Genomic DNA, 25,721 nt, shown 5'->3' on the forward strand with positions numbered 1-25,721 from the left:
CCTTCCGATCGAGACGTCGCGACGACGTCTGCCGCCTCCAAGACCGCGAGCGCGACCGCTCGCGCAGCACCCTGGTACCAACTATGCGCAAAGAGGGCGACCTGATGCAACGGAGGAGCGACGAACGGTCGTGGGCGCCACCTGAACGGCGTCAGAACAGACCCGACTGCCCGCTCTGGCCCGGGGCCGCGATCCCGAGGTGCTCGAATGCGCGAGGCGTCGCCTGCCGTCCCTTCGGGGTGCGCGCGATCATGCCGAGCTGCAGCAGGTACGGCTCGTACACGTCCTCGAGCGTGCCCGGCTCCTCGCCCACGGCTGCTGCAAGCGTACCGAGGCCGACCGGCCGCCCCCTGAATGTCGTGGTGAGCGCGTGCAGGATGGCGATATCCATCTTGTCGAGCCCCACGTGGTCGACCTCGAAGAATGCGAGCGCCTCGGCTGCCACGTCTTCGGTGATGGCGCCATCGTGCCGGACCTGGGCGTAGTCGCGCACGCGCTTGAGCAGCCGGTTCGCGAGCCGCGGCGTCCCGCGCGAGCGCCGCGCGATCTCGTTGGCGCCGTCTTCCGAGACGCGCACCCCGAGAATCGCCGCGCTGCGCTTGACGATCGCAGCGAGCTGATCAGGCGTGTAGTAGTCGAGCCGGAAGGACATCCCGAACCGGTCGCGCAGCGGACTCGTGAGAAGCCCTGTGCGCGTAGTCGCGCCGACGAGCGTGAACCTCGGCAGGTCGAGCCGAAGCGAGCGCGCCGCCGGACCCTTGCCGATGACGATGTCGATGGCGAAGTCCTCCATCGCCGGGTACAAGACCTCCTCCACCACCCGGTTCAGGCGGTGGATCTCGTCGATGAACAGGACGTCTCGCTCCTCGAGGTTGGTGAGGATCGCCGCCAGGTCGCCCGGACGCTCGATCGCAGGCCCGCTCGTCGTGCGGATCGTCACGCCGAGCTCGTTGGCGATGACCCCTGCGAGCGTCGTCTTGCCCAGGCCTGGCGGCCCTGACAGCAAGACGTGGTCGAGCGGCTCGTTGCGCGCCTTGGCAGCCTCGATGAGCACCGCGAGGTTCGCCTTGACGGTCTGCTGGCCGAGGTACTCGTCAAGCGTGCGCGGACGCAAGGTGCGATCGATCTCGAGGTCGTCCTCGGTGTGCTCCGCCGCGACCAGGCGTTCCGTTCGCTCGAGCGCGTCGTCTGCCTCCCAGATGCTCATACCGCGACCTTCCCAGCCATCACACGCCGCCGCCCAGGCGTCTGAGCGCGTGCTTCAGTGCAGCTTCTGCGTCGCCGGGCGGCCCGTCGTACCCCTTGAGCGCCGTCGCCACTTCTGCGGCAGAGAACCCCATCGCGAGCAGCGCCTGCTCGGCCTCGCGCACGCCACCCGCGGCAGGCGCCGCTGACTCTCGTGCGCCAGCGCTGCCGAACCGATCCTTCAGGTCCACCACGATGCGCTCGGCCGTCTTCGTGCCGATGCCAGGAACGCGCGCGATGAAGGCTGCGTCGTGGCGCGCCACCGCGTCGAGCAGGTCCTCGGGCTTGAGCGCCGACAGCGCGGCGAGCGCCACCTTCGGCCCCACGCCGCTCACGCCGAGCAGCGCGAGGAACACCTCCCGCTCGAGCGGCTCGGCGAACCCGTAGAGCGTGAGCTCATCTTCGCGCACGTGCAGGTGCGTGAGCACCGATGCCTCACGGCCTTCGGCCGGCAGCGCCGAGATGGAGCTCGTCGACATGAGCACCCGGAAGCCCACGCCGCCGACGTCGATCACGCAGCCTGCGGCGTCCTTCGCGACGAGACGCCCCGTGAGCGAGGCGATCATACGGCCGCCCCCCTCCGTGCGGCGGTCCCGCGCGCGTGCGCGTGGCAGATGGCAGCCGCGAGGGCGTCCGCTGCGTGATCGGGAGCCGGTTCGTGGTCGAGCCCGAGCAGCACGCGCACCATGTAGGCCACCTGCCGCTTGTCCGCGCTGCCGACGCCGACCACCGCATCTTTGATCTGCGCGGGGCTGTACTCCCCGAGCCTCAGCCCCTTCTCGGCCAGCGCAAGCAGCGCGACGCCCCGCGCCTGGCCGGTGGCGAGCGCGGAGCGTGCGTTCGAGCCGAAGTACACGCTTTCGACAGCGCACTCCGACGGCGCGTAGCGGTCGATGACGGCCATGAGCCGCTGGTGGATCTGGGCGAGCCGCTGCGGGAGATCGTCGGTCGGCTCTGTGCTCACGCACCCGTACGCGAGGCAGCGCAGCCGCGAACCCGTCTGCTCGACCACGCCCCAGCCGGTGTTCGCGAGGCCAGGGTCGATGCCCAAGATGATCAACGCCGCTTTCCGCCTCCCTGCTGACCGAACATATGTTCAGGGGCAGGATAGCATCAGCGGCTGACAGGCGCTACTGCTCGATCATCGCCCGGGCAAAGGCGAGCAGGTCCTCTCCAGGCATCTCCGTCGAGCCGATTGTGATGCTCACGCCATCTTGGAACCAGCTCGCCTGCGAACTCGACACCACGACGCCCGGCGCCCGAACCGCTCCGTCTTCTCCCACCTCTTCGGGCAGCGTGAACTTGTCCCAGTACCATACAGTGACACCAGAGACGCGAGCAGTCTTGAGGCGCTGAGCCATTCGCGGATCGTTCTCGAAACCGGCCGTCAGCTCACGACCGAACGTGGCTTCGTCCGGCACGACCTCGGGATCCCATGCCTTCTCTTGGATCCTGAAGCCCCCCTCGTACACCAGCACAAGGTAGTTGGACATGCCTGCAGGGAGCCGTTCGGTCTTCGTCCCGTCTCGACGCGCACTGCGCAGCGGAGCCGCGTACACCCGCACCAGCCTGCGCCCTTGCATGTCCTGCAAGGTCCGGGGCCGGAACGTCAGCACTGCGGCCGCAGCAGACACGTCTGCATACCTCTGTCCTGCCCGCTCGAAGTCCTCGTCCTGTCTGTGATACCGTCCCGCGCCTGGTATGGAAACCAACGCGTTAGCGTCATCGGTGCGTGCACGGACCGCGTACGACACAGCGATCACCGCCACGATGACGGCCCCCGCGAGCGCGAGCACACCGAGCACAGCCCGCTTCGGTGACATCCCTGCCTCCCTACCCGACACTGCTCTCGACTTCATCGAGGTGTGCTGTACCAGCTGCTGTTGGACCTGCGGACAGCCTTGTAGTCAGGATCGGAATCCTCGATGTGCAGCCGGTCCCATGGCGTCCAGACTGTCGGACCGGCTCCCTTGTACTGCAGGTTGCGATACGAGCCATGCCCGTCATCCAGTGGATCGGACCTTTCCATCGAAGACTCAGGGTCGCCGCCACGCAAGTGCATTGGAATCGTCGCCCACTGGATGCTCCCCCGGCCGACCTTGTAGTCCGTGCTCGGGTAGTCCTGGTCGATCCAGTACGTGTACCAGGTCCCAGCAGTCGGATAGCCATACGTATAAAGTATCTGGCAGGCAGTGTATGGTGGGTCTTCGTATGCGTAGAAATGTTTCGTTGGTGTGTACAGTCCAGCGTAGTAGAGCTGGCCGATTTCTATGTACCCGGCGTCAAGATAGTGCCGCGCGGCGGTCAAGTACAATGATCGGACGGTGTGAGAGACATACAGGTACTTCCCATAGTAGTAGACATCGCCCTTCACAGAATGATCACCGACGTGATCCGGATCGCAGACGATGTCGTACCTGATCTCGCCAGCCGCGTGCGCTGTCCCAGCCCAGAGAAGAGCGACAACAGCTGCGAAGGCCGCGATGGCCTGAACCGACTTGAACACGGCCCCTCACCCCTTGCTTGCTCATAGATGCTACGCCTCGCAAGGAGGGACCGTCAAGCGATGCCCCCGGGGTTCGCAATCACTCGCCTTCCAGCGCCGCGGCGATCTCCTCGGTGAGCTCCATGTTGTGGTAGACCTCCTGGATGTCGTCGCTCTCTTCGAGCACGTCCACCAGGCGCAGGACCTTCTTCGCGGTCTCCACGCTCACCTTCACCGGCGTCTTCGGACGCATCGAGAGCTCGGCGCCTTTCACCGGCACGCCGGCCGCGAGCAAGGCGTCCCGGACGCGAGCGAGATCGGCCGGGTCTGTCGTCACCACGAACTCGTCGTCGTTGTCCTCCAGGTCGTTGCCGCCCGCGTCTGCCACGAGGAGCAGCAGCTCTTCTTCGTCGGGAGCGCCTGCTTTTTCGATGACGATCTCGCCCGTGCGTTCGAACTGGAACGCGACCGCGCCGGCGCCCGCGAGGTTCCCGCCCGCGCGCGTGAAGGCCGACCGCACGTCGGCAGCGGTCCGGTTCCGGTTGTCCGTGAGCGCCTCGATGTAGATGGCCACGCCGTCAGGACCGTAGCCCTCGTAGACGATTTCCTCGTAGGCGTTGGCATCAGCGCCGGCCCCGAAGGCCTTGTCGATCGCGGCCTGGATCTTGTCCTTCGGCATGGAGTAGCTGCGCGCCTTCTCCACCGCGGCTGCAAGCCTGGCGTTCTTTTCGGGGTCGGGGTCGCCGCCGAGCTTCGCAGCCACGGTGATCATGCGCGAGAGCTTCGAGAACAGCGTGCTGCGCTTGGCGTCCTGCGCCGCCTTGCGATGCTTCGTGGTCGCCCACTTGGAATGTCCAGACATCGTGCCGCCCTTTCGCGTGAGCCGTCAGGAGCCGACGACTTCGTCCAGGAAGAACCGGTGCACCCGCGGGTCGCCGGTGAGTTCGGGGTGGAAGCTCGTGGCCATCACACCTTCGCCCCGGGCCGCCACCACGTGGCCGTCGTGCGTTGCGAGCACCTCGACGCCGTCGCCGACCTGCTCGATCCACGGCGCCCGGATGAACACCCCCCGGAACGGACCGTCCGGCAGGTGCTTGAAGTCCAGGTCAGCCTCGAATGAGTCCACCTGCCGGCCGTACGCGTTGCGCCGCACCGCGATGTCCATCAGCCGCAGCGGCTCTTGGCCCGGCAGCGCATCGATGATCGTGGTCGCGATGAGGATCGCGCCGGCGCAGGTTCCCCACACGGCCATGCCTGCGCCGTGCTGCTGCCTGATGGCGTCGTAGAAGCCGTACGCCGCCATAAGCTTGCTGATGGCGGTCGACTCGCCGCCAGGGATGATGAGCGCGCTCGCACCGCCGAGCTGCTCGGGCTTGCGCACGGCCACGGCGTCGACACCGAGCGCCTCCAGCATCATGATGTGCTCGCGGAACGCTCCTTGGAGCGCCAAGACACCGACGCGCACGCTACCAGCCCCGCTCCTGCATGCGCTCGGCCTCCGGGATCTCCGAGATGTTGATGCCGACCATCGGCTCCCCGAGGTCCCGTGACACGCGCGCGATCACGTCCGGGTCGTCATAGTGCGTCGTCGCCTCCACGATCGCCCTGGCGCGCTTCGCCGGGTCGCCGCTCTTGAAGATGCCCGATCCGACGAAGACGCCGTCGCAGCCGAGCTGCATCATCATCGCAGCGTCCGCAGGCGTCGCGATGCCGCCCGCAGAGAAGTTCACGACCGGGAGCTTGCCGTTCTCAGCGACCCACTTGACGAGCTCGTACGGCGCCTGCAGCTCCTTGGCCGCGGCGAACAGCTGCTCCGGACGCAGGCCTTTCAGCCACGCGATCTGGTCCGTGAGGGTCCGCATGTGCCGGACCGCCTCGACGACGTTGCCGGTGCCTGGCTCGCCTTTCGTGCGAAGCATCGCGGCGCCTTCCGCGATGCGCCGCAGGGCTTCGCCGAGATCGCGACATCCGCACACGAACGGCACGGTGAACTGCCACTTGTCGACGTGGTGCTCCTCGTCGGCAGGCGTGAGGACCTCGGACTCGTCGATGTAGTCGACGCCGATCGCCTGGAGGACCTGCGCTTCGACGAAGTGGCCGATCCGGCACTTGGCCATCACGGGGATCGACACGGCGTCCATGATCTCCTGGATCTTGGCAGGATCGGCCATGCGCGCGACGCCCCCGGCCGCTCGGATGTCGGCCGGTACGCGCTCGAGCGCCATCACCGCGACGGCGCCGGCGTCCTCGGCTATCCGCGCCTGCTCCGCCGTCACCACGTCCATGATGACGCCGCCTTTGAGCATCTCGGCCAGACCGGTCTTCACCCGCAGGGTCCCGGTCTGGGGAGTCGTGTTCTCAGCCACCGCGCTCGCGCTCCTTCGCTTCACTGGATCCGGCAGCCCTGGCCACGCCAGGGGGACATTGAATTGTACTCGCCTGCACCGCGCGCAACAACGCACCCGCAGGCTTCATCGCATCGTGATGTCGATCGACGGCTGGATGACCTGCATCCACGTGTTCCCTGGCGCGAGCAGGATCGGCTTGCCGTTCTCGTCGACGAACTTCGGCGGAGCGTCCTTCGTCGCCGTCCACGTGCCGTCGAATCGCTGGCCGTCACGGAACACCGTGCACGTTCCGCTCCCCTCCAAGATGATCTCGTAGGTGGTCGAGCCGACGACGTCGTGGCTCGCCGGAACGTGCTTCGCGCGGATCACGACGACATTTCGCGCCGCGATCTGCTTGCCGGTGCCCTTGTCCATGTGCTTGGCGCCGTTGTTCTCGCGCAGGTACATCTTCGTGGCAGAGTCGTACGTCCAGCGGACCTTGTTCGCCGGCGAGAACGGGACGTAGATCTCGGTCACCGTCGGGGTCGCCTCAAGCGCCTTGCGGTCGAACAGCAGCCCCTGGACGGCCATCGTCTCCGGCATCGAGCGGCGCGCGGCCTCTTCCCGGACCTTGGCGAGCACCACGTACAGGTTGTGCGGGGCAGGTTTGTCCTTCGAGCGGAAGTACGGATACGAGATGCCGGCGTCCTGCGACAGGTTCTCGGAGATCGCCGAGCGGATCCGCGCATTCACGCTCGTGCTCGCACCTGAGAACACGAACAGCGCGTGGTACTGCGGCACGATGTACAGGTCCGACAGGCGCGCGCTGCGAACCGGGCCGACCACCTCCGGTTCGTTTGAATGGAACAGCGCGTTGAACCGCGTGATGCCACCTTCTGCCACGCTCTCGTAGACGACGTCCGCGAGCGAGAGATTCGTCTGGGGCCGCGCCGCCGGCGAGTTCTCGATCTTCACCGAGATCACACGGCGCAGCGTGGCGTCTTCGCTGGGCGCCTCCTGTCCGGTGAGCGGCCACCGCGGCGGCTCGGGCGGCTTGGGCACGACCCGCTCGCGCTCGACCTTCGGCCACAGCGAGACGACTTTCGGAGCCGACGCCTTGCAGCCAGACGCAGCAGCCAGCACGGCCGCGACGACGGCCAGCACGAGTGCGAGACGACGCTTCACTGACACCATCCTCCTTGTCTCCTGCGCCAGTCTAGGGAGCGCACGGGCTCGGGTCAACGCGCGTGACGAACCGCCGGCCGCGCCGTAGAATCGCTCCTGGCGAACCCGAGGAGCTGCCATGCCTTGCTACCTGCTGCACGTGCTGGAATCGCCCGACGAGGACCCCTACGCCGATCCCGAGGTGAAAGACGTGATCGGCAAGGTCCCGCAGTTCTTCTGCACGAAGTGCCAGCCGATCCTGCGCCTGCCGCCGAGCGACGGCGTGAAGTGCCTGCGCCGCGAGTCGCCGTGCTGGAAGCCGGGCGGCCCGGACTGCCGCTAAGCCGCGTCACGGCTCGGCCGGCGCGTCTCCTGCCGCCTTCCCGCGGCGGTACGCCCACACCACGAGCGCGATTCCGGCCACGACCATCGGCACGCTCAGCACCTGCCCCATCGTGAACGGGCCTGCCACGAATCCCAGCTGCACGTCCGGCTCCCGGAAGAACTCGACCGCGATGCGGAAGACTCCGTACAGGGCAAGCAGCGTGCCGAGCATCACGCCGTCGGGGCGCTTCTTTTGCGACAGCACGAGCATGACCACGAACAGCACGACGCCTTCCAGGAACGCCTCGTAGAGCTGCGACGGATGCCGCGGAAGCGGTCCCGCACCCGGGAACACGACGCCCCACGGAGCGGTCGTCACGCGCCCCCACAGCTCGCCGTTCACGAAGTTGGCGAACCGCCCCAAGAACAGCCCGATCGGAGCGCCCACCGCGCCCAGGTCCGTCAGCCGCAGGAACGGCACCTTCAGCCGCTTCGACATGACCCAGCCGGCGAGCAGGATGCCCGCAAGCCCGCCGTGGAACGACATGCCGCCCTCCCACGTCTCAAGGATGCGGACGGGGTGCCGCCAGTACTCGCTCCCGCCGTAGAACAGCACGTAGCCCAGGCGCGCGCCGAGCATGAGGCCGATGACGGCCGCAAGCACGACGTCGATCTCCTGGTCCGTCGTGAGGCCGACCTTCCATCGCGCGTTCAGCCGGTGGAAGATCGCCGCTGCGAGCACGAAACCGGCGACGTACGCAAGGCCGTACCACCGCACCTGCAGAGGCCCGACCGCGAACGCCACCGGGTCCAGGTGCGGGAACGCGAATGCGGCCACCTACATCGCCTCCAGGCGGCGGATGCGCTCTTCGACCGGCGGGTGCGTGTTGAACAGCGCGTTCAGCCCGCCGCCGTAGTCCTTGAGCGGGTTGTAGATGTACAGCGGCTCGGTCGCCTTGTTCGCAACAGACAGCTTGTTCGGATCCTGCGCGATCTTGCGCAGCGCCGAGGCAAGCCCTGCCGGGTACCGGGTGAGCAGCGCGCCGTTCGCGTCGGCCAGGTACTCGCGCTGGCGCGAGATGGCCATCTGGATGAGCGTGGCGAAGATCGGCGCGAGGATCGCGAGCGCGATGCCGACAAGCGCGAAGAGCGCCTGGAGCTGACCTGCGCCTTCGCTGTCCCGCCGTCTGCCGCCCCGCCACCACAGCGACCGCAGCATCCAGTCTGAGGCGATCACGACCGTGCCGGCCAGCACGGCCGCAAGCGTCTGGATGAGCGTGTCGCGGTTCTTGATGTGCGCGAGCTCGTGCGCGATCACGCCTTCGAGCTCGAGCCGGTCGAGCTTCTGCATGAGCCCCGTGGTGACGGCGACGGCCGCGTGCTCCGGGTCCCGCCCCGTCGCGAATGCGTTCGGCGCCGGATCGTCGATCACGTACGCCCGCGGCACGGGCAGGCCCGCCGCGATCGACAGCCCCTCGATCGCGTTGACGAGGTACGGCTCGGTGTCGCGGTCGACCGGTCGCGCACGGCTGAGCGCGAGCACGATGCGGTCCGAGTACCAGTAGGAGCCCCACGTCATCGCCACCGCGACGACGAACGCGATCAGCACTCCCCCGTATCCGATGTCGAACGCGCGGCCGAACACGTACCCGATGGCGAGCACGAGCGCGAAGAAGACGACGATGAGCAGCGCCGTGCGGCGCTTGTTCGCGGCTATCTGGTCGTACATGGGTGCGTCAGAACTTCACGGCGACAGGCTCGCGCGCGGTCTCTTCGATCTCGAAGTACTCGCGCTCGCGGAACCCGAAGAGGTTCGCGATGAGGTTCGACGGGAAGACCTGGATGGCCGTGTTGTAGGTCATCACGGAGTCGTTGTAGAACTGCCGGGCGTACGCGATCTTCGACTCGGTGCCGGCCAGCTCTTCTTGCAGCATCAAGAAGTTCTGGTTCGCCTTGAGATCCGGGTAGCTCTCGGCCAGCGCGAACAGGCTCTTCAGCGTGCCGGTGAGCATGTTCTCCGCTTCGCTGTGCTCCTTCACGGTCTGGGCGCTCATCGCCGCGTTCCTGGCCTGGATGACCTTCTCGAGCGTCTCGCGCTCGTGCGCAGCGTAGCCCTTCACCGTCTCGACCAGGTTCGGGATGAGGTCGTAGCGCCTGCGCAGCTGCACGTCGATCTGCGACCACGCGTTGTCGATGCGGTTGCGAAGCGTCACGAGCCGGTTGTAGATGCCGATCACGGCGAACGCCACGACCAGCGCGACGAGCCCGACAGCTCCGATGCATGCGAAGCCCATACGGTTCCTCCTTCGGACCGACACTCCATGTCGGCGCGACGCGCACGCGCTACAATGCGTCGAGCGCCACATCCATCATCCTAGCAGAACCGCCCAAGGAGCGAGCGTGATACCGATCCGCGACGAGAATCCTACCCGGTCGTTTCCCATCGCGACCGTTTTCATCATCGCGGCCAACCTCGCGGTGTTCCTGTACGAGTACTCGCTCGACCCCGCAGCGCTGCAAGACTTCATGTCGCGGTACGCGCTCATACCGAGCCGGCTTCTCGCCGCGCCGGCAAGCGCAGCGGCCCTGTCGATCCTCACCTCGATGTTCCTCCACGCCGGGTGGCTGCACGTCCTCGGCAACATGCTGTACCTGTGGATCTTCGGGAACAACGTCGAGGACCGCCTCGGCACGCTTCCCTTCGTCGGCTTCTACCTCGCCTCTGGCGTGGTAGCCGCCGTTGCGCAGACGCTCGCGTCCGGCCCCGTCTCGATCCCGGTCGTGGGAGCGAGCGGCGCGGTCGCAGGCGTGCTCGGCGCGTACCTCGTGCTGTACCCTGGAGCGAGCGTCGTCACGCTCATCCCGATCTTCTTCTTCGTCGAAGTCGCCCGGCTGCCAGCGTTCGTCGTGATCGGCTTCTGGTTCCTGCTGCAGCTCGGCAACGGCGTGGCCTCCCTCGGGACAGCGGCTGCTGCGACCGGCGGCGTCGCGTGGTTCGCCCACATCGGCGGGTTCATCACCGGGATGCTCATCGCGCTCGTCGTGCGCGCAGCGCAGCGGAACAGCACGCGAAGCTACTACGGCTGGTAGCAGCCGCTACCGCGCGTCGATCTCGGCGAGCAGGTCCTCGACGCAGGTGACGTGCGAGAGCTGGCGGCGGAAGTACTCGCAGTACGCCTCGATCATCCGCTCGCTCGGAGCGGCGTCGGCAAGATCGCCGGCCGGCGCGTCTGTGTCCTCGGCGCCCTCGTCGAAGCCCTCCCGGATCACCGCTTCGATGCGGGCCTCGACCTCGCCCAGGCGCACGAGTTCCATCGCCACCCGGAACAGGTGCGGCACCTCGACGGTCACACGGAGCGCGGTCCCGCAGTGCGGGCAGATGAACACGATGTCGCAGTTCGACGGGTCGTGAAAGACGACGGCCGAGACGTCTTCCAGCCCGAGCTCGACCTGGCCATCACGCGGGCATATGAGCCTGAACTCCACAGCCGCCTCCTTGCCGCTCACTCAAGATTGTACCGCGCCCACGGCCTTTGCAAGCGTGTGATAGCATGTGCGGCATGCTCAAGCCGGCAACCGACGCATTCTGCCGCTCCTCCTCCCGTTGGGCGCGCTTCGTGCGTGGCGTCCGCCTCGGATTCCCTATTTTGCTCGGATACGCGCCCGTCGGTGCGACCTTCGGCGTGCTCGCGCGCAAGACCGGCTTCTCGCCGCTGCAAGCCGTCCTCTGCTCGGCGACTGCGCTTGCCGGGGCCGGACAGTTCATCGCGCTTTCTGTGCTCGCGGCAGGCGGCGGCGTCCTCGCGGTGCTCGCGGCGACAACCGTCGTCAACCTCCGCTACGTCCTGTTCGGCGCCACCGTCGCGCCGATGTACGGGCGCGCGGCAGGGGCGCTGCGGCCGCTCCTCGCATTCACGCTCACGGACGAGACGTTCGCGGTCAACACCACCGACGCACGCACGTCGGGCGCCGATCCCGTCTCCGCGCTCGGCGTCGGCGCGATCGCGTGGGTCGGCTGGGTGGGCGGCACGGCGCTCGGCGCGCTCGCGTCCGCCTCGATCCCCGATCCCACACGGTTCGGCGCCGAGTTCGCCATGCCCGCTATGTTCACGGCGCTCCTCGTCGGGCAGATCGAGAGCCGGTCGCACGCCGCGGCCGCAGCGATCGCCGGCGTCCTCGCGCTTGCCTCTGCCGCGGTGCTTCCCGGCACCTGGGGCATCACCGTCGGAGCGGTCGTCGGAGCGGCCATCGCCGCGTGGTGGTTCCGGTGAGAAGCGCCGCGACCATCTGGGCCGTCATCGCCGGCATGGCCGCGGCGAACTTCGTCGTGCGCTTCGCGCCGATGGCGCTGGTGTCCCGAGCACGGATACCCGGGCCGATCGCGCGGTGGCTCTCCTTCGTCCCCGTGACGGTCATGGCGTCGCTCGTCGCAACAGAGGTCCTCCGACCAGGCGGCACCTGGGCGCTCACGCTCGCCAACCCGTACCTGCTGGCCGCTCTGCCGACCGCGGCCGTGTTCGCGAAGACCCGCAGCTTCCTCGGCGCGACGCTTGCGGGCATGGCGTCGTTCCTGGTCTTCCGCGCGCTGGTCGGGTAGACTTCGCCTACCGCCACCCGAACGCAGGAAGGACACCGATGCCGCTCGTCCGCCCGTTCCGTGCCATCACCTACAACCGGGATCTCGGACCCGACATCTCGCGGCTCATCGCGCCGCCGTACGACGTCGTCGACGCCGCGATGCGCGCGGAGCTTCTCTCGCGCGACCCGCGCAACATCGTCGCGATCGACCTGCCTGAGGGCTCTGATGACCCCGATGCGCCCGACTACCGATACCGTGCGGCGCACGACCTGTGGCGCCGATGGCAGGAAGACGGCGTGCTCACGCCAGACGAGTCCCCTGCGCTCTATCTGCTGGAGCAGGACTGGGAGCACGAAGGCCGTCCGGTGCGCCGCCGGGCGCTCCTGGCTGCCGTTCGGATCCACTCGTTCGAAGAGGGCGTGATCGTCCCGCACGAGCGCACGCTGCCGAAGGCCATCGCAGACCGCCTCGAGCTCACGCGCGCGTGCGCCGCCAACTTGAGCCCCGTGTTCGGCCTGTACTCCGACCCCGCCGGCGAGGCCGAGGCCGTGCTCGACGCGGCCGGCACAGGCGCCCCCCTGTTCGAGGCCGTCGGCGACGACGCCGCGCGCTCGCGCCTGTGGACGGTGCGCGACCACCGGGCGATCGCGGCGCTTGCGCAGGTGCTCGCCGACAAGCAGGTGTTCATCGCCGACGGGCACCACCGCTACACGGTGGCCGTGGCCTACCGGGACGAACGCCGCGCACAGGACGCGGCGGCAGGCGTCGAACGGCGCGATCCGGCCTACGACTACGTCCTGATGGCGCTCGTGAACATGGACGATCCGGAGCTGCTCGTCTTGGCGACCCACCGCGTCGCCCGCGCGCGCGGCGCATTCGATCCCGACGCGTTCTTCGACGCGCTTGCCGAGCGCTTCGTGCTTGAACCGGCGAGCGCCTCGGACATCGCGAAACTGGACGCCATCGAACGGCCGGCGTTCCTCGTGGCCACGAAGTCGGGCGACCTTCGTCTCGCCGTGCTGCGCGACGACGTCGACCTCGACGAGGCGATTCCTCTGCCCGCCTCGCACCACTGGAAGTCGCTCGACGTGGCCGTGCTCCAAGAGCTCGTCCTGCGCCCCGTGCTCGGCATCCATCCCGACGAGCCGGAGACGCTCGAACGGCTCTCGTTCGTCAAGGACACGCGCGCGGCCCTCGAGGTCCCCGGCGGCGACGTGGCGTTCGTCCTGCGACCCACGCGTATGGAGCAGCTCAAAGCCGTCGCGCTCGCTGGCGAGAAGATGCCGCAGAAGTCGACGTACTTCCACCCCAAGCTGCCGACGGGCCTCGTGTTCCACGCGCTCGACTAGCGTCGGACGTGCGAGCGCAGGCTGGGTGGCCCTCAGAAGCCGGCACGGCTCCACCAGCTGAACGCAAGAGCCGCGACGCCGACGAGGGGCCCTGTGTCGTCGGTGGAGCGCCAAGTCGTCCTGTCCGAGACGCTGCCGGCTGCGGTGACCGAACCGTTCGTGTGATAGAGGAAGCGCCAGCGCGCCCGGATTGCGCGTCGGTCGCTGTCTCCGTCCGTTCGATCGCATCATAGGCGGTGTCCAGGCTAGCCGCCGATAGACCGCCTCAGGGGCAGCTCTACTCCTATCAACCAGAGAAGCACGACGATCACGGGCGAGAAGACAAGCCAACCAGCTACCAGAGCACGTCGGCAATGAAATCGAAGACCACCGACTGCTGCTCCCACACTGATGCATGTCAGTGCTGCCGCCAGCAGATGGAAGACGGCGGGCCACGCTATCCCGGGCTGACGGCCGCCAAGCTCCACCACCAGGAGCCGGATGACTTCCATCCGGTTGGTGGCCATCCCGGCCAGCACCCACACGAAGAGAATCGAAGCTGCAGTGCCTGCAATCCACCATCCTTGCCTACGCATGCTGTACAACCATCCATTCGCTACCGATACCGGTGGTGGGCTCGATCCCACTTGTGCAACCCGTTCTTGGACATATGCCCTTTGGCAGTCTCCCAGGCTCGCGCGCTAGCAGGTTGGCTTCTCGCCCGCGCCGTGGGCCGTGATATGGCTTCCGCCCCCGACGTACCATTCGGTATGCCGACCGACACAAGACCAGTGATGAGGTCGGTGCCACCAATTGCAGCGACGAGCTTGACTGCCAAGTAGAGACCAACGAGGGTCCTCCGAACGGACACCAGGTGAGGATTCTTTGAGCAGAGTCGCGAGACGACGCCCCTCCTCTTCACGACCCAGAGATCAGATCCGCAGTACTTGCCTGTCAGCCGCTGGTAGCCCCAGAGCCCTTGCCAGAACCAGAGACTATTGGGGATGCCCAAGTACCTGCTCGCCCCTTCTCCGCTCACAGCGATGGTGCCGCTCGTATCCGCCCTCCCCACCGGGTCCCCGCCGCAGTACTGGTACGCGCTTCCCTCCCTGTCGGCCTTGGCGATCGCTGCGGCCAGGCGCGCGCGTGAGGGCCGTCGTCGCCTCGGTCCCGGAGTAGACGCCGAGCCACGGGCGCCCGGCCGCATCCGGCACCAGATGATGCTTCAGGGTGTCAGACCCGAAGGCTGACCATCGCCGCGCGACGCACCACTATCGCCCGGCCTGATACCACGTGAGGGCGAGTGCGTATGCGACAGCGCCGACCGCCCAGATTCGCTGGTTCTTGCTGTAGTCGGCGGTCTCCCACCTGCTCGGGTTCTTCTCCCAGGCGAGACGATCGGCAACGACGCCGAAGTACACGTCGCCTAGAATCGCCGCGCCCCGAAACACCAGACCGAGCACGGCGATGCCTGTCTCTGGGTTGCGAAGAAGAACACCCCCGATCACCCAGAGCGCCCCGACGCCCAACTGAACCCATACACCCAAGACAACACCGTGCACGACGCCCCATATGAGAGGGAAGAGGCTCGCGCCAACGTTCAACGGAATCCCCCCGAAGGCATGAGGGACGCCAGTGACGGCTCTCGGCGCAGGCTCCATCTCATGCTCCCCCTTCCGCTCCCGTTCACTCTGATCATGAACACGCTCTCGCGCGCTTCCAAGCCGATGACGACGCGTAGCTCATCCGGTGCTGCAACCCTGCGGGTTTGCTGCGTATTCACGCGATCGCTTTCACAAGGGTTCTCCCAGGGAGGGGCCGCACTCAAAAGAGATCCGGCCGATAGCGGTGGCCATACTTGCGCTTGACCAATTTGATGTGCCTACTCTTCGCTATCCTGATTGCAGCTTCCTTCGTGCCTCTGGCTCTGAGTATGCTGCCCGGGACGCCAACTTCGTACAGCGCGTTCACCCGTTTCCATCTGCGCACGCCTCGACTAGCCCACGGGTTGTCATCCAAGACATGGAGCGCGATCACGGTCACTGTCCAGTATACCGTGCACGAATCGTTTGCCGTCCAATATGGTGTGGAGACGCAGATGAAGATGTATCCAGTGGCTGTCTTTATGTAGTTCAGCTTGGCGCGCACGTCCTGAATTGCAGCCAGCGTCAAGAACCACTTCCTCAGCCCGCTCGGATCCACCTTCCCCACCGGGTCCCCGCCGCAGTACTGGTACGCGCTCTCCTCTCCGTCGGCCTTGGCGATGGCTGCGGCCACGTGCGCGGGGACAGCCGGCGTGCCGGTGTTCACATCGACACGTTCTGGGCATTCCGGCTGTGAATAGGCTCCCTGCTTCCGGGTCCTTCGGCAGCCCTGGCCCAACGGAACCATCCGGCCGTCCGCGCGCAGCCGTCCGCTACCGCCGGACACCCACGCCTTGTGGCCTGATCCACGTCAGGCGTGGACACACCGAACCGAGCGGGCACTCATCACACCGCGGAGTCGAGGGTCGGCAGAACTGGCGGCCGATGAGCCACGTCGCCAGATCGATGGATCCAGGCTCCTGCGGACACACCCGCCGAGCCGCCTCGCGGACCGCGTCTGGCGTATCGCGCGTCGCCAGCCCGGCTCGCAGGAAGACCCTGCGGACATGCACGTCGTAGGCTACGCAGCCGTCCTCGAGGCCGACGAGCTGCACACCCAGGTGCCGCACGAGGAGCTCCACCGCCATGGCGGCCTTCTTCTCGCCGATGCCCGAGAACGAGCGCAAGCGCTCCGCGACCACGGCAACGCTCTCTCCGTCAGGCCAGATCGCACGCGCGTCGCCGCCGTACTCGGCCAAGACGCGCGCCGCCGCATCAGAGATCCAGCGAGGGAGCGTCCGCACGAAGCGGTGCAGCGCAGGCGGTGCCGCGATCGCCCGGGCCACCTCGCCTGTCTCCGTTGCGAGCCTGGCGAGGTCGAAATGCCCGAGCCGTTGCGCAAGAAGCCACGGTCCTGCCCACGCCCTCTCAGCCGGGATCCCCTGCGTGAAGAGCACGCCGATGAGGAACGCCTCCGGCCGTGCGCGAACGAACGCGTCGGCCTCGGCGACATCTGTGAACGCGCCGCCTGTCTGCACGATGCCTTCCGAGGCCACGCGGCGCGCATGATCGACCAGCGCGTCTGCCACTGCCCGCGAACCGCGCTTCGCGCTCATACGCTCATCGCTCCCGCCGCGGCCCCTTGGTGAGGAAGAACTCGCAGCTCAAGCAGACGTCCTTGGCAGCGGCGTCCCGATCGATGTCGGGTTCGAATATGAGCGCGGGATCCGAGGTGATGCGGTGCTGCGGCCGGTCACACTTCGCGTAGTAGCACTCCGCAGGGCACTTCTCGGTCGCGACGCTCGCGTGCGGGCACTTCGACTGGAGGTCGTCGTCACATCCCCGCAACGACCAGCACTGGCTCACATCACACCTCGCATCCCGTGTTACGCACGACGTGCATACGGTACCATTCAACACGACCGTCCGGAGCACCGGATCCGTCCCGCCACCGAGGTGCCGCAGTGCGCAGACACGTCGCTGAAGCTCCAACCAAGGACTCGTACCGCACCATCGTCGTGGGGGCGGGGCCGGCCGGCACGCTGGCTGCCATGCACGCTGCCGGGGCCGGATCCGTCCTGCTGCTTGACGCGTTCCCGCTTCCTCGTCACAAGAGCTGCGGCGGCATGATACACGCGCTTTCTGCCCGCACGCTCGCACGCCACGGAGTGCGGCTCGACGGGACCATCCGCGAGCCGGAACGCGTGCGGTTCCGCTTCCACGACTGGGACGCGGACGTGAAGAAGCCGTGCTCGCTCACCTTCTACAACGTCGACCGCGACACCTTCGACCTGCTGCTGATCGAGATGCTGCCGCCTTCCGTGGAGGTGGCCTCCGGCTGCCGAGCGACCGCAGTCGAGCAGGATTGCGACGGATGCTGGGTGACGGTCGATGCCCGCGGTGCGACCCACCGCGTGCGGTGCTCGATCCTGATCGGCGCCGACGGAGCGCGCTCGACGATCCGCCGGGCGATCGCTCCAGGCGAGCGCCCGTACGTCACCGTCCAAGACGTCGTCGAGCTCGAGGGACGGATAGAACCCTTCTTCGACTGCATATACAGCAGCAGCATCGGCAATGGCCACGCGTACTCGTACGTTGTTCCGAAAGACGGCCATGCCCTCGTCGGATCGGTGTTCTATCCGAGGACGAAACGGCCGCACGAGACACAGGACCTCGTCCTTGAGGCCCTGCGCGCGAAGCTTCCCGCGCTCGGGCCCTCCGTCGCCAGGGAGGCCGCAGCCGCCGCGCACGTGCGCTCGATGCGCGACATCGTGCCCGGCGCGGGCCGCATCCTCCTCGCCGGCGAAGCGGGCGGCTTCCTGTCGCCGACGTCAGGCGAAGGCATCTCGTACGCGCTTCGCACGGGCGAGATGGCCGGACGCGCAGCCGCTCTCGCTCCCGAGCGCGCGCTTGACGCCTACCGGTCGGCGCTTCGGCCGCTCATGGCACAGATCCGCTTCAAGCTCGCGGTTCTGCCTGCGATGGAGTCTCGCGCCGGCCGCGCGCTCGCGCGCACGCTCCCTGCGCCCGTCGTCAGCGCCATCACGCGCTACCTGTAGCGGCCGGGCGCGATCAGAAGTTCTCGTACGACCTGCTCGGCGTGACGTCGGACTGGCCCTGGTACTTGCTGCCGAGACCCGGCGTCCCGTACGGGCGGTCCACCGGCGTCGTCATCTGCAGGAACGAGATCTGGCCGATGGCCATGCCCGGCATGAGCAGGATGGGCAGGTTCGCGACGTTCGAGAGCTCGAGCGTGAGCCTGCCGTCCCAGCCCGGATCCACGTACCCGGCAGTCGAGTGTATGAGCAGCCCGAGGCGTCCAAGCGAGCTCTTGCCCTCGAGCCGCGCGACGATGTCGTCTGGGAGCACGATGCGCTCCACGGTCGTGCCGAGCACGAACTCGCCTGGATGCAGCACGAACGGGCTTTCCGCTGTCGCCTCCACGAGCTCCATCAGCCCGTCTTGCTTGCGCGCCGGATCGATGTAGGGGTACCGGGAGTTCCGGAACACCTGAAACCTCGGCCCGAGGTGCAGGTCCACGCTCGACGGCTGGATGTCGTCCGGGTCGCACGGCTCGATCCGGATGCGCCCGGCCATCATCTGCTCTTTGATCGACCGGTCAGAGAGGACCACGACGCCTCCTCTACGCGCACTTGCTGAAGCCGCAGGCACGGCACACCGCACAGCCGCTCTCGTGCTCGAGCGCGCTCCCGCACTCGGGGCACGCGCCCGTCAGCCCATCCAGGCCCTCGACGTCTTTGGAGACCGTCGTGCTCTCCGCGCCGGTCTCGAGCCACTCCAGGTAGTGCTCCATCGCGATGCCGACGGCGTCAGCGCACGACAGCACCTTGCCGCCCTGGGTCCACGCCGGGCTGGGGCAGCGGATGCCGCGCAGGTGCTTGATGATCGCGCGGGGATCGACGCCTGCGCGCAGCGACACCGAGATCATCCGGGAGAGGGCCTCGGACTGCGATGCGGCGCATCCGCCGGACTTGCCCATCTGCGTGAAGACCTCGCACAGGCCGTGCTCGTCGGAGTTGATCGTGACGTAGAGGTTGCCGCACCCGGTCTGCAGCTTCTCGGTCCTGCCCATCGTCACCGCTGGACGCGGCCGCGGCTCGAGCTCGCCGGGCCTCACTGGGCCGCTCTGGCCGGCCTTCGCGGTCTTGCCGGTCGACAGCACCTGGTTCTCCTTGCTGCCGTCGCGGTAGATCGTGACGCCCTTGACGCCGAGCTCGTACGCAAGGTCGTACACGCGGCGCACGTCCTCGACGGTCGCGCTGTTCGGGAAGTTCACCGTCTTTGACACCGCGTTGTCGGTGTAGCGCTGGAACGCCGCCTGCATCCTCACGTGCCACTCGGGCGCGATGTCGTGCGCCGTCACGAAGATGCGCCGCACGTCTTCGGGCACCTCGGGGATGTCCTGCACCGAGCCGTGCTCGGCGATGCGCTCCATGAGGTCGCGGCTGTAGAACCCGCGCTTGACCGCGATGTCCTCGAACAGCGGGTTGACCTCGACGAGCTTGTCGTTGTCCATGACGGTCCGCACGTAGCTCACGGCGAACAGCGGCTCCACGCCAGAAGAGCAGTTCGCGATGATCGAAAGCGTCCCTGTCGGCGCGATCGTCGTCACAGTGGCGTTGCGAAGCCGCATGCCGTCCGGCGTGTCGTAGATCGAGCCTGCGAAGTTCGGGAACACGCCACGCTCCTCGGCGAGCTTGGCAGACGCCGCGCGCGCCTCTGCGCGGATGAAGCCCATGACCTTCTCGCCGAGCGCGACCGCCTCGTCGCTGTCGTAGGGGATGCCCATCATGATGAGCATGTCTGCCCAGCCCATCACGCCGAGCCCGATCTTGCGGTTCCCGCGCGCCAGCTCGGCGATCTTCGGCAGCGGATACTCGTTCACGTCGATGACGTCATCGAGGAACCGCACCGCTCGGTGCACCACGTCGGCGAGCCGGTCCCAGTCCACGTCCAGACCCGCATCGGTGTGCCGCACGAAGTGCGAGAGGTTCACCGAGCCTAGGTTGCACGCCTCGTACGGCAAGAGCGGCTGCTCGCCGCACGGGTTCGTCGACTCGATCTCGCCCAGGTGCGGAGTCGGGTTGTCGCGGTTCATGCGGTCGATGAAGATGATGCCGGGATCACCGGTGGCCCACGCCATCTCGACGATCTTGTCGTACACCTCGCGAGCGTCCAGCTGGCCGACGATCTCGCCATTGCGCGGGTTCACGAGGTCGTACGGCTCCCCGGCCTTGACGGCCTCCATGAACTTCTCCGTGAGCGCCACTGAGATGTTGAAGTTGGCGAAGTCACCGTCCGCCTTGCAGGTGATGAACTGCAGGATGTCGGGGTGGTCGACGCGCAGGACGCCCATGTTCGCGCCGCGCCGGGTGCCGCCCTGCTTCACGGCCTCCGTGGCCTGGTTGAAGACCCGCATGAACGACACCGGGCCGCTCGAGACGCCCTGCGTGGACTTCACCTGGTCTCCGGCCGGGCGCAGCCGGGAGAACGAGAAGCCGGTCCCCCCGCCCGACTTGTGGATGATGGCCGTGTCCCGCACGGCTCCGAAGATGGACTCCATCGAGTCCTCGACCGGCAGCACGAAGCACGCCGAAAGCTGCTGCAGCTCGCGCCCGGCGTTCATGAGCGTCGGCGAGTTCGGCAGGAAGTCCAGCGATGTCATGAGCTGATAGAAGTCGTGCGCGACCTCTTCGACCTGCTCCGGCGTCGCCCCGTAGCGCGCTTCGGCAGACGCGATGTTCTCGGCCACCCGCACGAACATGTCCGACGGGTTCTCGATCGGATTCCCCTCGTCGTCCTTCTTGAGGTAGCGCTTGCGAAGCACCTTCAGACTGTTCGGGGAGAGGGTCTCGTCGATCGCGCGGTCGTAGGCGGTCTTCTTGGCTTCGGTCATGGCGGTCCCTCTCAGTCTTCGCTGGTCGATCATCGCGCACGATGCCCCCGAAAGGCAACACAATATCTAGCGCATACACAGTGTACGTGCCCTATATGTTGGGCGCAATGCTCGTCCGACGAACGGCACCGACAAGCCACTGGGCGGACGCTGCACGAGCGTGATGTGCGCGAGAAACACGACGAGCGCCGCCCGGATGGCGACGCTCGTTGCAGTGCTTGCGCTCGTGGCTAGACGGGCTCGACGCGCACGACTTCAGGGATCTCCTGCTTGAGCACGCGCTCGACCCCGTTCGCCAGGGTCAGCTGCGACATCGGGCACCCGCCGCAGGCCCCGACGAGGCGGACTTTCACGACGCCGTCGACGACGTCGACGAGCTCGATGTCCCCGCCGTCGGCCTGCAAGGCCGGTCTGATCGTCTCGAGCACTTCTTGGACTCGCTCTTTCACGCTGTCTCCCTTCAACCGGCAGGCGCCTCGGCCCGCAGGTTCGCTACCTGAGCGCACATCATAGCACCCGGAGCGCCACGGCTCCTGCTGACGCCGCCAGTGTTCCCAGCGGGACCTGGTCGGCGCACGCGCGGCTCTCTCAGCAGCGCTCCATGATGCCCGCACCCAATGCACAGCAAAACGTGAGCCGCCGGGTGTGTTCAGCGGCGACCTACTCTCCCACCCTCTACAGGGCAGTACCATCGGCGCTGGAGGGCTTAACTTCCGAGTTCGGAATGGGATCGGGTGTACCCCCTCCGCCATAACCACTGAACACACCCGGCGGCTCACGTCGCCGGAAGCTTCCGCTATCCGGTTTTCAACCCTCGGGGCGCCCTGCACCCTGAGAGCTGTATAGCGATCACGAGAACGTTGAATAGAAGACCAAGACCTCGGCCGATTAGTACCGCTCGGCTGAACACATTGCTGTGCGTACACCTGCGGCCTATCAACCTCGTAGTCTACGAGGGGCCTTACCTGGTTGACCCAGTGAGAGACCTCATCTTGAGACTGGCTTCCCGCTTAGATGCTTTCAGCGGTTATCCAAACCGAACGTAGCTAACCAGCGGTGCCACTGGCGTGACAACTGGTACACCAGAGGTTCGTCCATCCCGGTCCTCTCGTACTAGGGACAGGCTCTCTCAAGTCTCTTGCGCCCACGGTGGATAGGGACCGAACTGTCTCACGACGTTCTAAACCCAGCTCGCGTACCGCTTTAATTGGCGAACAGCCAAACCCTTGGGACCTACTTCAGCCCCAGGATGCGATGAGCCGACATCGAGGTGCCAAACCTTCCCGTCGATGTGGACTCTTGGGGAAGATCAGCCTGTTATCCCCGGAGTACCTTTTATCCGTTGAGCGACGGCCATTCCACTCTGAGCCGCCGGATCACTAGAGCCGACTTTCGTCTCTGCTCGACTTGTGGGTCTCGCAGTCAAGCCCGCTTATGCTCTTGCACTCTACGAACGATTGCCAACCGTTCTGAGCGGACCTTACGCGCGCCTCCGTTACCTTTTAGGAGGCGACCGCCCCAGTCAAACTACCCACCTGACACGGTCCCCTGCCCGGATCACGGCACAGGGTTAGACCTCCAGCCCGACGAGGGTGGTATTCCAACGGTGGCTCCACCGGAACTGGCGTCCCGGCTTCACAGCCTCCCACCTATCCTCTACACGTCGAACCAAAGATCAATATCAGGCTGTAGTAAAGGTTCACGGGGTCTTTCCGTCCTACCGCGGGTAATTCGCATCTTCACGAATAGTACAATTTCACCGAGTCTACGGTTGAGACAGCGCCCAAGTCGTTACGCCATTCGTGCAGGTCGGAACTTACCCGACAAGGAATTTCGCTCAGTGCTGTTACTTGATGACCTGGCAGGCTCGCCAGGCGGACCGGTCATTTCTGCCGGTCTCCCCATGTCGCCATGGGGCTCGGACTGTATCTTCACCCGCGCAGCGGATGTCTGGCGTACAGTCTCTGAGGATTCCGGACGTGGCGGCTGCTTGCGTGGCGTCTCGCATCGACGATCGACCGTATCTTGTCGAGACCTCCTGGTCGGAGATGCTCGCCCGCTTGAAGCATCCGCACCACGTGGACGAAGACCATGAAGTCTTCTCGTTTCGCGGTGCGAAGCTTATTCGCTTCAAAGAACGGGATGATGCGATCGATCAGGTCTGCACGACGCCTGACGCAAAACCGATAGATGTCTTCCACGTGCCCGTCGTGGCGCCGGTTCCGATACACGGAACCGCATCCGAAGAAGTCCCGCAGCTCGTGCAGCACGGTCACGCTGCGCTCGCCTTGGGTCACGACGAACTCGGGAAACACCTGCCAGCCCGCTGCGGTCGATCGGTTCTCGAAGATGGACACGCTGAACGTGCCTTCCCCATCGACGAACCCGACCACCCAGCCCGCGTCCGGCCTTTCCTGCTGATCACCTGCACCCATCGCATTGTCACCGACGCAAGCGTATCAGTCGGCTCTGACACGATCGTGCGCCTGGTAGCGTGGGATCCTCAGGCTTTCCAGCATATAGCCAGATTTCTCTAAGGCTAGCTTCCGCTGACCTTAGGACCGTTATAGTTACGGCCGCCGTTTACTGGGGCTTAGGTTCAGAGCTTCGCGTCCCGAAGGACGCTGACCCCTCCCCGTAACCTTCCAGCACCGGGCAGGCGTCAGTCCCTATACGTCGTCTTACGACTTAGCAGAGACCTGTGTTTTTAGTAAACAGTCGCTTGGGCCGTTTCACTGCGACCCCGGTCCGCTCACACCGCAAGGATGATCACGGTCCGAGGTGCTCCTTCTCCCGAAGTTACGGAGCCATTATGCCGAGTTCCTTAACCGTAGTTCTCTCGATCGCCTTGGTATGCTCTACCTGCCTACCTGTGTCGGTTTGGGGTACGGGCACCGGCAGAACTCCCTAGAGGTTTTTCTTGGAAGCATGGGCTTACCGACTTCGTCTCAAGCGACTCGTCATCAGCTCTCGGGCTTGTGTGTGGGACGGATTTGCCTATCCCACGCCCTACGGCCTTGAACCGGGACGACCAACGCCCGGATCGGCTACCCTTCTCCGTCACCCCATCGGTGATAACGCGCTGCCAGTGGTACAGGAATGTGGACCTGTTGTGCATCGACTACGCCTTGCGGCCTCGCCTTAGCTCCCGACTGACCCTGGGAGGATTAGCCTTGCCCAGGAACCCTTAGGCATACGGCGGAAGTGTTTCTCGCACTTCTCTCGTTACTCATGCCAGCATTCGCTCTTCTGTCCAGTCCACCGACGGTCACCCGCCGACTTCGTCCCGAACAGAATGCTCCCCTACCACTCCGCATACGCGAAGTCCGCTGCTTCGGTATCCAGCTTGAGCCCCGTGTATTGTCGGCGCATGTCCACTTGACCAGTGAGCTATTACGCACTCTTTAAATGGTGGCTGCTTCTAAGCCAACATCCTGGTTGTCTGGGCAGACGCACATCCTTTGCCACTTAGCTGGAACTTAGGGACCTTAGCAGGCGGTCTGGGCTGTTTCCCTCTCGACAATGAAGCTTAGCCCCCACTGTCTGACTCCCGATCTCTGGAGTACCGGCATTCGGAGTTTGGCTGACTTCGGTAAGCGGTGAAGCCCCCTAGGCCATCCAGTGCTCTACCACCGGTACTGAACGATCGAGGCTAGCCCTAAAGCTATTTCGGGGAGAACGAGATATCTCCAGGTTTGATTAGCCTTTCACTCCTATCCACAGGTCATCCCCTCCGTTTTCAACCGAAGTGGGTTCGGCCCTCCACGGGGTCTTACCCCCGCTTCAGCCTGCCCATGGATAGATCACCTGGCTTCGCGTCTACGACGTGCAACTCAACGCCCGTTTAAAGACTCGCTTTCGCTGCGGCTCGCTTCTAAGCTTAACCTTGCTGCACACCGTAACTCGCTGGCTCATTCTACAAAAGGCACGCCGTCACCCTGCCGTCTCCGAAGAGACGGCCTTCCGGGCTCCGACTGCTTGTAAGCACACGGTTTCAGGTACTATTTCACTCCCCTCTCGGGGTGCTTTTCACCTTTCCCTCACGGTACTGGTCCACTATCGGTCACTGGAGAGTATTTAGCCTTGGAGGGTGGTCCCCCCGGATTCCTACAGGATTTCACGTGTCCTGCAGTACTCGGGTGGTCATGCGCGGAGTCGACGCGGTTTTGCGTACGGGGCTTTTACCCTCTATGGCCGGCTTTTCCAAAACCGTTCTGCTACCACATCGATTGGTAACTCCGCCCCAGGTCTGTGGCCCTGAGATGATGACTCCCACAACCCCACGCGCAGCAACGCCCACAGGCTATACGCATACGCGGGTTTAGGCTGTTTCCCGTTCGCTCGCCACTACTAGGGAAATCTCGGTTGATTTCTCTTCCTCTGGGTACTTAGATGTTTCAGTTCCCCAGGTTGCCTCCTCGTGCCCTATGTGTTCAGGCACGGGTGACTGGGCATGACCCCAGCCGGGTTTCCCCATTCGGACATCTCCGGATCAACGGTCGTGTGCACCTACCCGGAGCTTATCGCAGCTTGCCACGTCCTTCATCGGCTTCCAGTGCCAAGGCATCCACCGTGTGCTCTTAGTATCTTGGCCTGAGTACTATTCGCGATTCTCGATCACGCTATACAGCTTTCAAGGTGCAGAACGCGCCCCGAAGGACGCGCGCCAGGGCCTGAGCCCTGAAAACCGGATACTGTGCCGCATGCGCGGACTGAAACCAGATCGACTCTTGGCTTCTAGGGCCCCGGGAGCAAGCTCGACCGGGACG

The 25,721-nt window shown here is 65.8% G+C and carries 26 protein-coding genes and 2 rRNA genes; 6 read left to right on the plus strand and 22 right to left on the minus strand.

What is annotated here, in order from left to right; all coding sequences use genetic code 11:
- Positions 1-151: 151 nt before the first annotated feature.
- The 9 genes from ruvB to MX659_RS06430 form a co-directional block, all read right to left on the minus strand.
- Complete coding sequence (gene ruvB, locus MX659_RS06390; protein ID WP_267192648.1) at positions 152-1,207, minus strand: Holliday junction branch migration DNA helicase RuvB; 1,056 nt, start codon at positions 1,205-1,207, stop codon at positions 152-154.
- Positions 1,208-1,226: 19 nt separating this feature from the next.
- Positions 1,227-1,811, minus strand: a complete 585-nt coding sequence (gene ruvA, locus MX659_RS06395; RefSeq protein WP_267192649.1) for a Holliday junction branch migration protein RuvA — start codon at positions 1,809-1,811, stop codon at positions 1,227-1,229.
- Positions 1,808-2,305 carry a crossover junction endodeoxyribonuclease RuvC gene (ruvC, locus tag MX659_RS06400; RefSeq protein WP_267192650.1) on the minus strand — a complete coding sequence of 166 codons (498 nt, stop codon included), beginning with the start codon at positions 2,303-2,305 and terminating at the stop codon, positions 1,808-1,810. Before ruvC ends, ruvA begins: the two co-directional genes overlap by 4 nt.
- Positions 2,306-2,375: 70 nt before the next feature.
- A complete protein-coding gene (locus tag MX659_RS06405; protein WP_267192651.1) occupies positions 2,376-3,068 on the minus strand; it encodes a hypothetical protein in 693 nt (230 codons plus the stop codon).
- Positions 3,069-3,100: 32 nt separating this feature from the next.
- Entirely contained in the window at positions 3,101-3,751 is a 651-nt protein-coding gene (locus MX659_RS06410) for a hypothetical protein (RefSeq protein WP_267192652.1), read from the minus strand.
- A 79-nt stretch (positions 3,752-3,830) separates the two neighbouring features.
- Positions 3,831-4,592, minus strand: coding sequence for a YebC/PmpR family DNA-binding transcriptional regulator (locus MX659_RS06415; protein WP_267192653.1), 762 nt, complete (start codon positions 4,590-4,592; stop codon positions 3,831-3,833).
- Positions 4,593-4,616: 24 nt separating this feature from the next.
- Complete coding sequence (gene pdxT / locus MX659_RS06420) at positions 4,617-5,195, minus strand: pyridoxal 5'-phosphate synthase glutaminase subunit PdxT (protein WP_267192654.1); 579 nt, start codon at positions 5,193-5,195, stop codon at positions 4,617-4,619.
- 1 nt (position 5,196) lies between these two features.
- Positions 5,197-6,096, minus strand: coding sequence for a pyridoxal 5'-phosphate synthase lyase subunit PdxS (gene pdxS, locus MX659_RS06425; RefSeq protein ID WP_267192655.1), 900 nt, complete (start codon positions 6,094-6,096; stop codon positions 5,197-5,199).
- A 105-nt stretch (positions 6,097-6,201) separates the two neighbouring features.
- Positions 6,202-7,248: a DUF3048 domain-containing protein gene (locus MX659_RS06430; RefSeq protein WP_267192656.1), complete on the minus strand. Its 1,047-nt coding sequence runs from the start codon at positions 7,246-7,248 to the stop codon at positions 6,202-6,204.
- Positions 7,249-7,360: 112 nt separating this feature from the next.
- Between MX659_RS06430 and MX659_RS06435 the strand changes: the two genes are divergently transcribed.
- A complete protein-coding gene (locus MX659_RS06435; RefSeq protein WP_267192657.1) occupies positions 7,361-7,564 on the plus strand; it encodes a hypothetical protein in 204 nt (67 codons plus the stop codon).
- 6 nt (positions 7,565-7,570) lie between these two features.
- Here the strand turns inward: MX659_RS06435 and lgt are convergent, their stop codons facing one another.
- Genes lgt through MX659_RS06450 form a run of 3 tightly spaced genes read right to left on the minus strand, consistent with a single transcriptional unit; the run spans position 7,571 to position 9,839 of the window.
- The gene (gene lgt / locus MX659_RS06440) at positions 7,571-8,383 is read right to left on the minus strand and encodes a prolipoprotein diacylglyceryl transferase (protein ID WP_267192658.1); all 813 of its coding nucleotides are present in this window, start codon (positions 8,381-8,383) and stop codon (positions 7,571-7,573) included.
- Positions 8,384-9,274 carry a zinc metalloprotease HtpX gene (gene htpX, locus MX659_RS06445; RefSeq protein WP_267192659.1) on the minus strand — a complete coding sequence of 297 codons (891 nt, stop codon included), beginning with the start codon at positions 9,272-9,274 and terminating at the stop codon, positions 8,384-8,386.
- 7 nt (positions 9,275-9,281) lie between these two features.
- Positions 9,282-9,839 carry a LemA family protein gene (locus MX659_RS06450; RefSeq protein ID WP_267192660.1) on the minus strand — a complete coding sequence of 186 codons (558 nt, stop codon included), beginning with the start codon at positions 9,837-9,839 and terminating at the stop codon, positions 9,282-9,284.
- A 106-nt stretch (positions 9,840-9,945) separates the two neighbouring features.
- On the opposite strand from MX659_RS06450, the gene MX659_RS06455 reads away from it, so the two are divergent.
- The gene (locus MX659_RS06455; protein ID WP_267192661.1) at positions 9,946-10,635 is read left to right on the plus strand and encodes a rhomboid family intramembrane serine protease; all 690 of its coding nucleotides are present in this window, start codon (positions 9,946-9,948) and stop codon (positions 10,633-10,635) included.
- Positions 10,636-10,641: 6 nt separating this feature from the next.
- On the opposite strand, the gene MX659_RS06460 is transcribed toward MX659_RS06455, so the two are convergent.
- Positions 10,642-11,031 (minus strand): hypothetical protein, encoded by a 390-nt coding sequence (locus tag MX659_RS06460; protein WP_267192662.1) that lies wholly within the window; start codon positions 11,029-11,031, stop codon positions 10,642-10,644.
- 131 nt (positions 11,032-11,162) lie between these two features.
- Between MX659_RS06460 and MX659_RS06465 the strand changes: the two genes are divergently transcribed.
- The 3 genes from MX659_RS06465 to MX659_RS06475 are packed head-to-tail and all read left to right on the plus strand — an operon-like array spanning position 11,163 to position 13,473.
- Complete coding sequence (locus MX659_RS06465) at positions 11,163-11,816, plus strand: AzlC family ABC transporter permease (protein WP_267192663.1); 654 nt, start codon at positions 11,163-11,165, stop codon at positions 11,814-11,816.
- A complete protein-coding gene (locus tag MX659_RS06470; RefSeq protein ID WP_267192664.1) occupies positions 11,813-12,142 on the plus strand; it encodes an AzlD domain-containing protein in 330 nt (109 codons plus the stop codon). The genes MX659_RS06465 and MX659_RS06470 overlap by 4 nt, the downstream gene beginning before the upstream one ends.
- Positions 12,143-12,180: 38 nt before the next feature.
- Positions 12,181-13,473, plus strand: a complete 1,293-nt coding sequence (locus tag MX659_RS06475; protein ID WP_267192665.1) for a DUF1015 domain-containing protein — start codon at positions 12,181-12,183, stop codon at positions 13,471-13,473.
- A gap of 1,250 nt (positions 13,474-14,723) precedes the next feature.
- On the opposite strand, the gene MX659_RS06480 is transcribed toward MX659_RS06475, so the two are convergent.
- The 4 genes from MX659_RS06480 to MX659_RS06495 form a co-directional block, all read right to left on the minus strand.
- The gene (locus MX659_RS06480; RefSeq protein WP_267192666.1) at positions 14,724-15,113 is read right to left on the minus strand and encodes a hypothetical protein; all 390 of its coding nucleotides are present in this window, start codon (positions 15,111-15,113) and stop codon (positions 14,724-14,726) included.
- Positions 15,114-15,276: 163 nt separating this feature from the next.
- Positions 15,277-15,762 carry an RHS repeat-associated core domain-containing protein gene (locus MX659_RS06485; protein ID WP_267192667.1) on the minus strand — a complete coding sequence of 162 codons (486 nt, stop codon included), beginning with the start codon at positions 15,760-15,762 and terminating at the stop codon, positions 15,277-15,279.
- A gap of 106 nt (positions 15,763-15,868) precedes the next feature.
- Complete coding sequence (locus tag MX659_RS06490) at positions 15,869-16,651, minus strand: hypothetical protein (protein ID WP_267192668.1); 783 nt, start codon at positions 16,649-16,651, stop codon at positions 15,869-15,871.
- Positions 16,652-16,655: 4 nt separating this feature from the next.
- Positions 16,656-16,901, minus strand: coding sequence for a hypothetical protein (locus tag MX659_RS06495; protein ID WP_267192669.1), 246 nt, complete (start codon positions 16,899-16,901; stop codon positions 16,656-16,658).
- Positions 16,902-16,999: 98 nt separating this feature from the next.
- On the opposite strand from MX659_RS06495, the gene MX659_RS06500 reads away from it, so the two are divergent.
- Entirely contained in the window at positions 17,000-18,094 is a 1,095-nt protein-coding gene (locus tag MX659_RS06500; RefSeq protein ID WP_267192670.1) for an FAD-dependent monooxygenase, read from the plus strand.
- Positions 18,095-18,107: 13 nt separating this feature from the next.
- On the opposite strand, the gene dcd is transcribed toward MX659_RS06500, so the two are convergent.
- From dcd to MX659_RS06525, 5 genes are all read right to left on the minus strand, one after another.
- Positions 18,108-18,668, minus strand: a complete 561-nt coding sequence (dcd, locus tag MX659_RS06505) for a dCTP deaminase (protein WP_267192671.1) — start codon at positions 18,666-18,668, stop codon at positions 18,108-18,110.
- 10 nt (positions 18,669-18,678) lie between these two features.
- Entirely contained in the window at positions 18,679-20,952 is a 2,274-nt protein-coding gene (locus MX659_RS06510) for a vitamin B12-dependent ribonucleotide reductase (protein ID WP_267192672.1), read from the minus strand.
- A gap of 230 nt (positions 20,953-21,182) precedes the next feature.
- Positions 21,183-21,401 carry a NifU family protein gene (locus tag MX659_RS06515; protein ID WP_267192673.1) on the minus strand — a complete coding sequence of 73 codons (219 nt, stop codon included), beginning with the start codon at positions 21,399-21,401 and terminating at the stop codon, positions 21,183-21,185.
- Positions 21,402-21,599: 198 nt separating this feature from the next.
- Positions 21,600-21,714, minus strand: a 5S ribosomal RNA gene (rrf, locus tag MX659_RS06520).
- A gap of 106 nt (positions 21,715-21,820) precedes the next feature.
- Positions 21,821-25,546 (minus strand): 23S ribosomal RNA (locus tag MX659_RS06525).
- Positions 25,547-25,721: the final 175 nt, after the last annotated feature.

The sequence above is a fragment of the Parvivirga hydrogeniphila genome (assembly GCF_023371205.1).
GTDB lineage: Bacteria > Actinomycetota > Coriobacteriia > Anaerosomatales > Anaerosomataceae > Parvivirga > Parvivirga hydrogeniphila.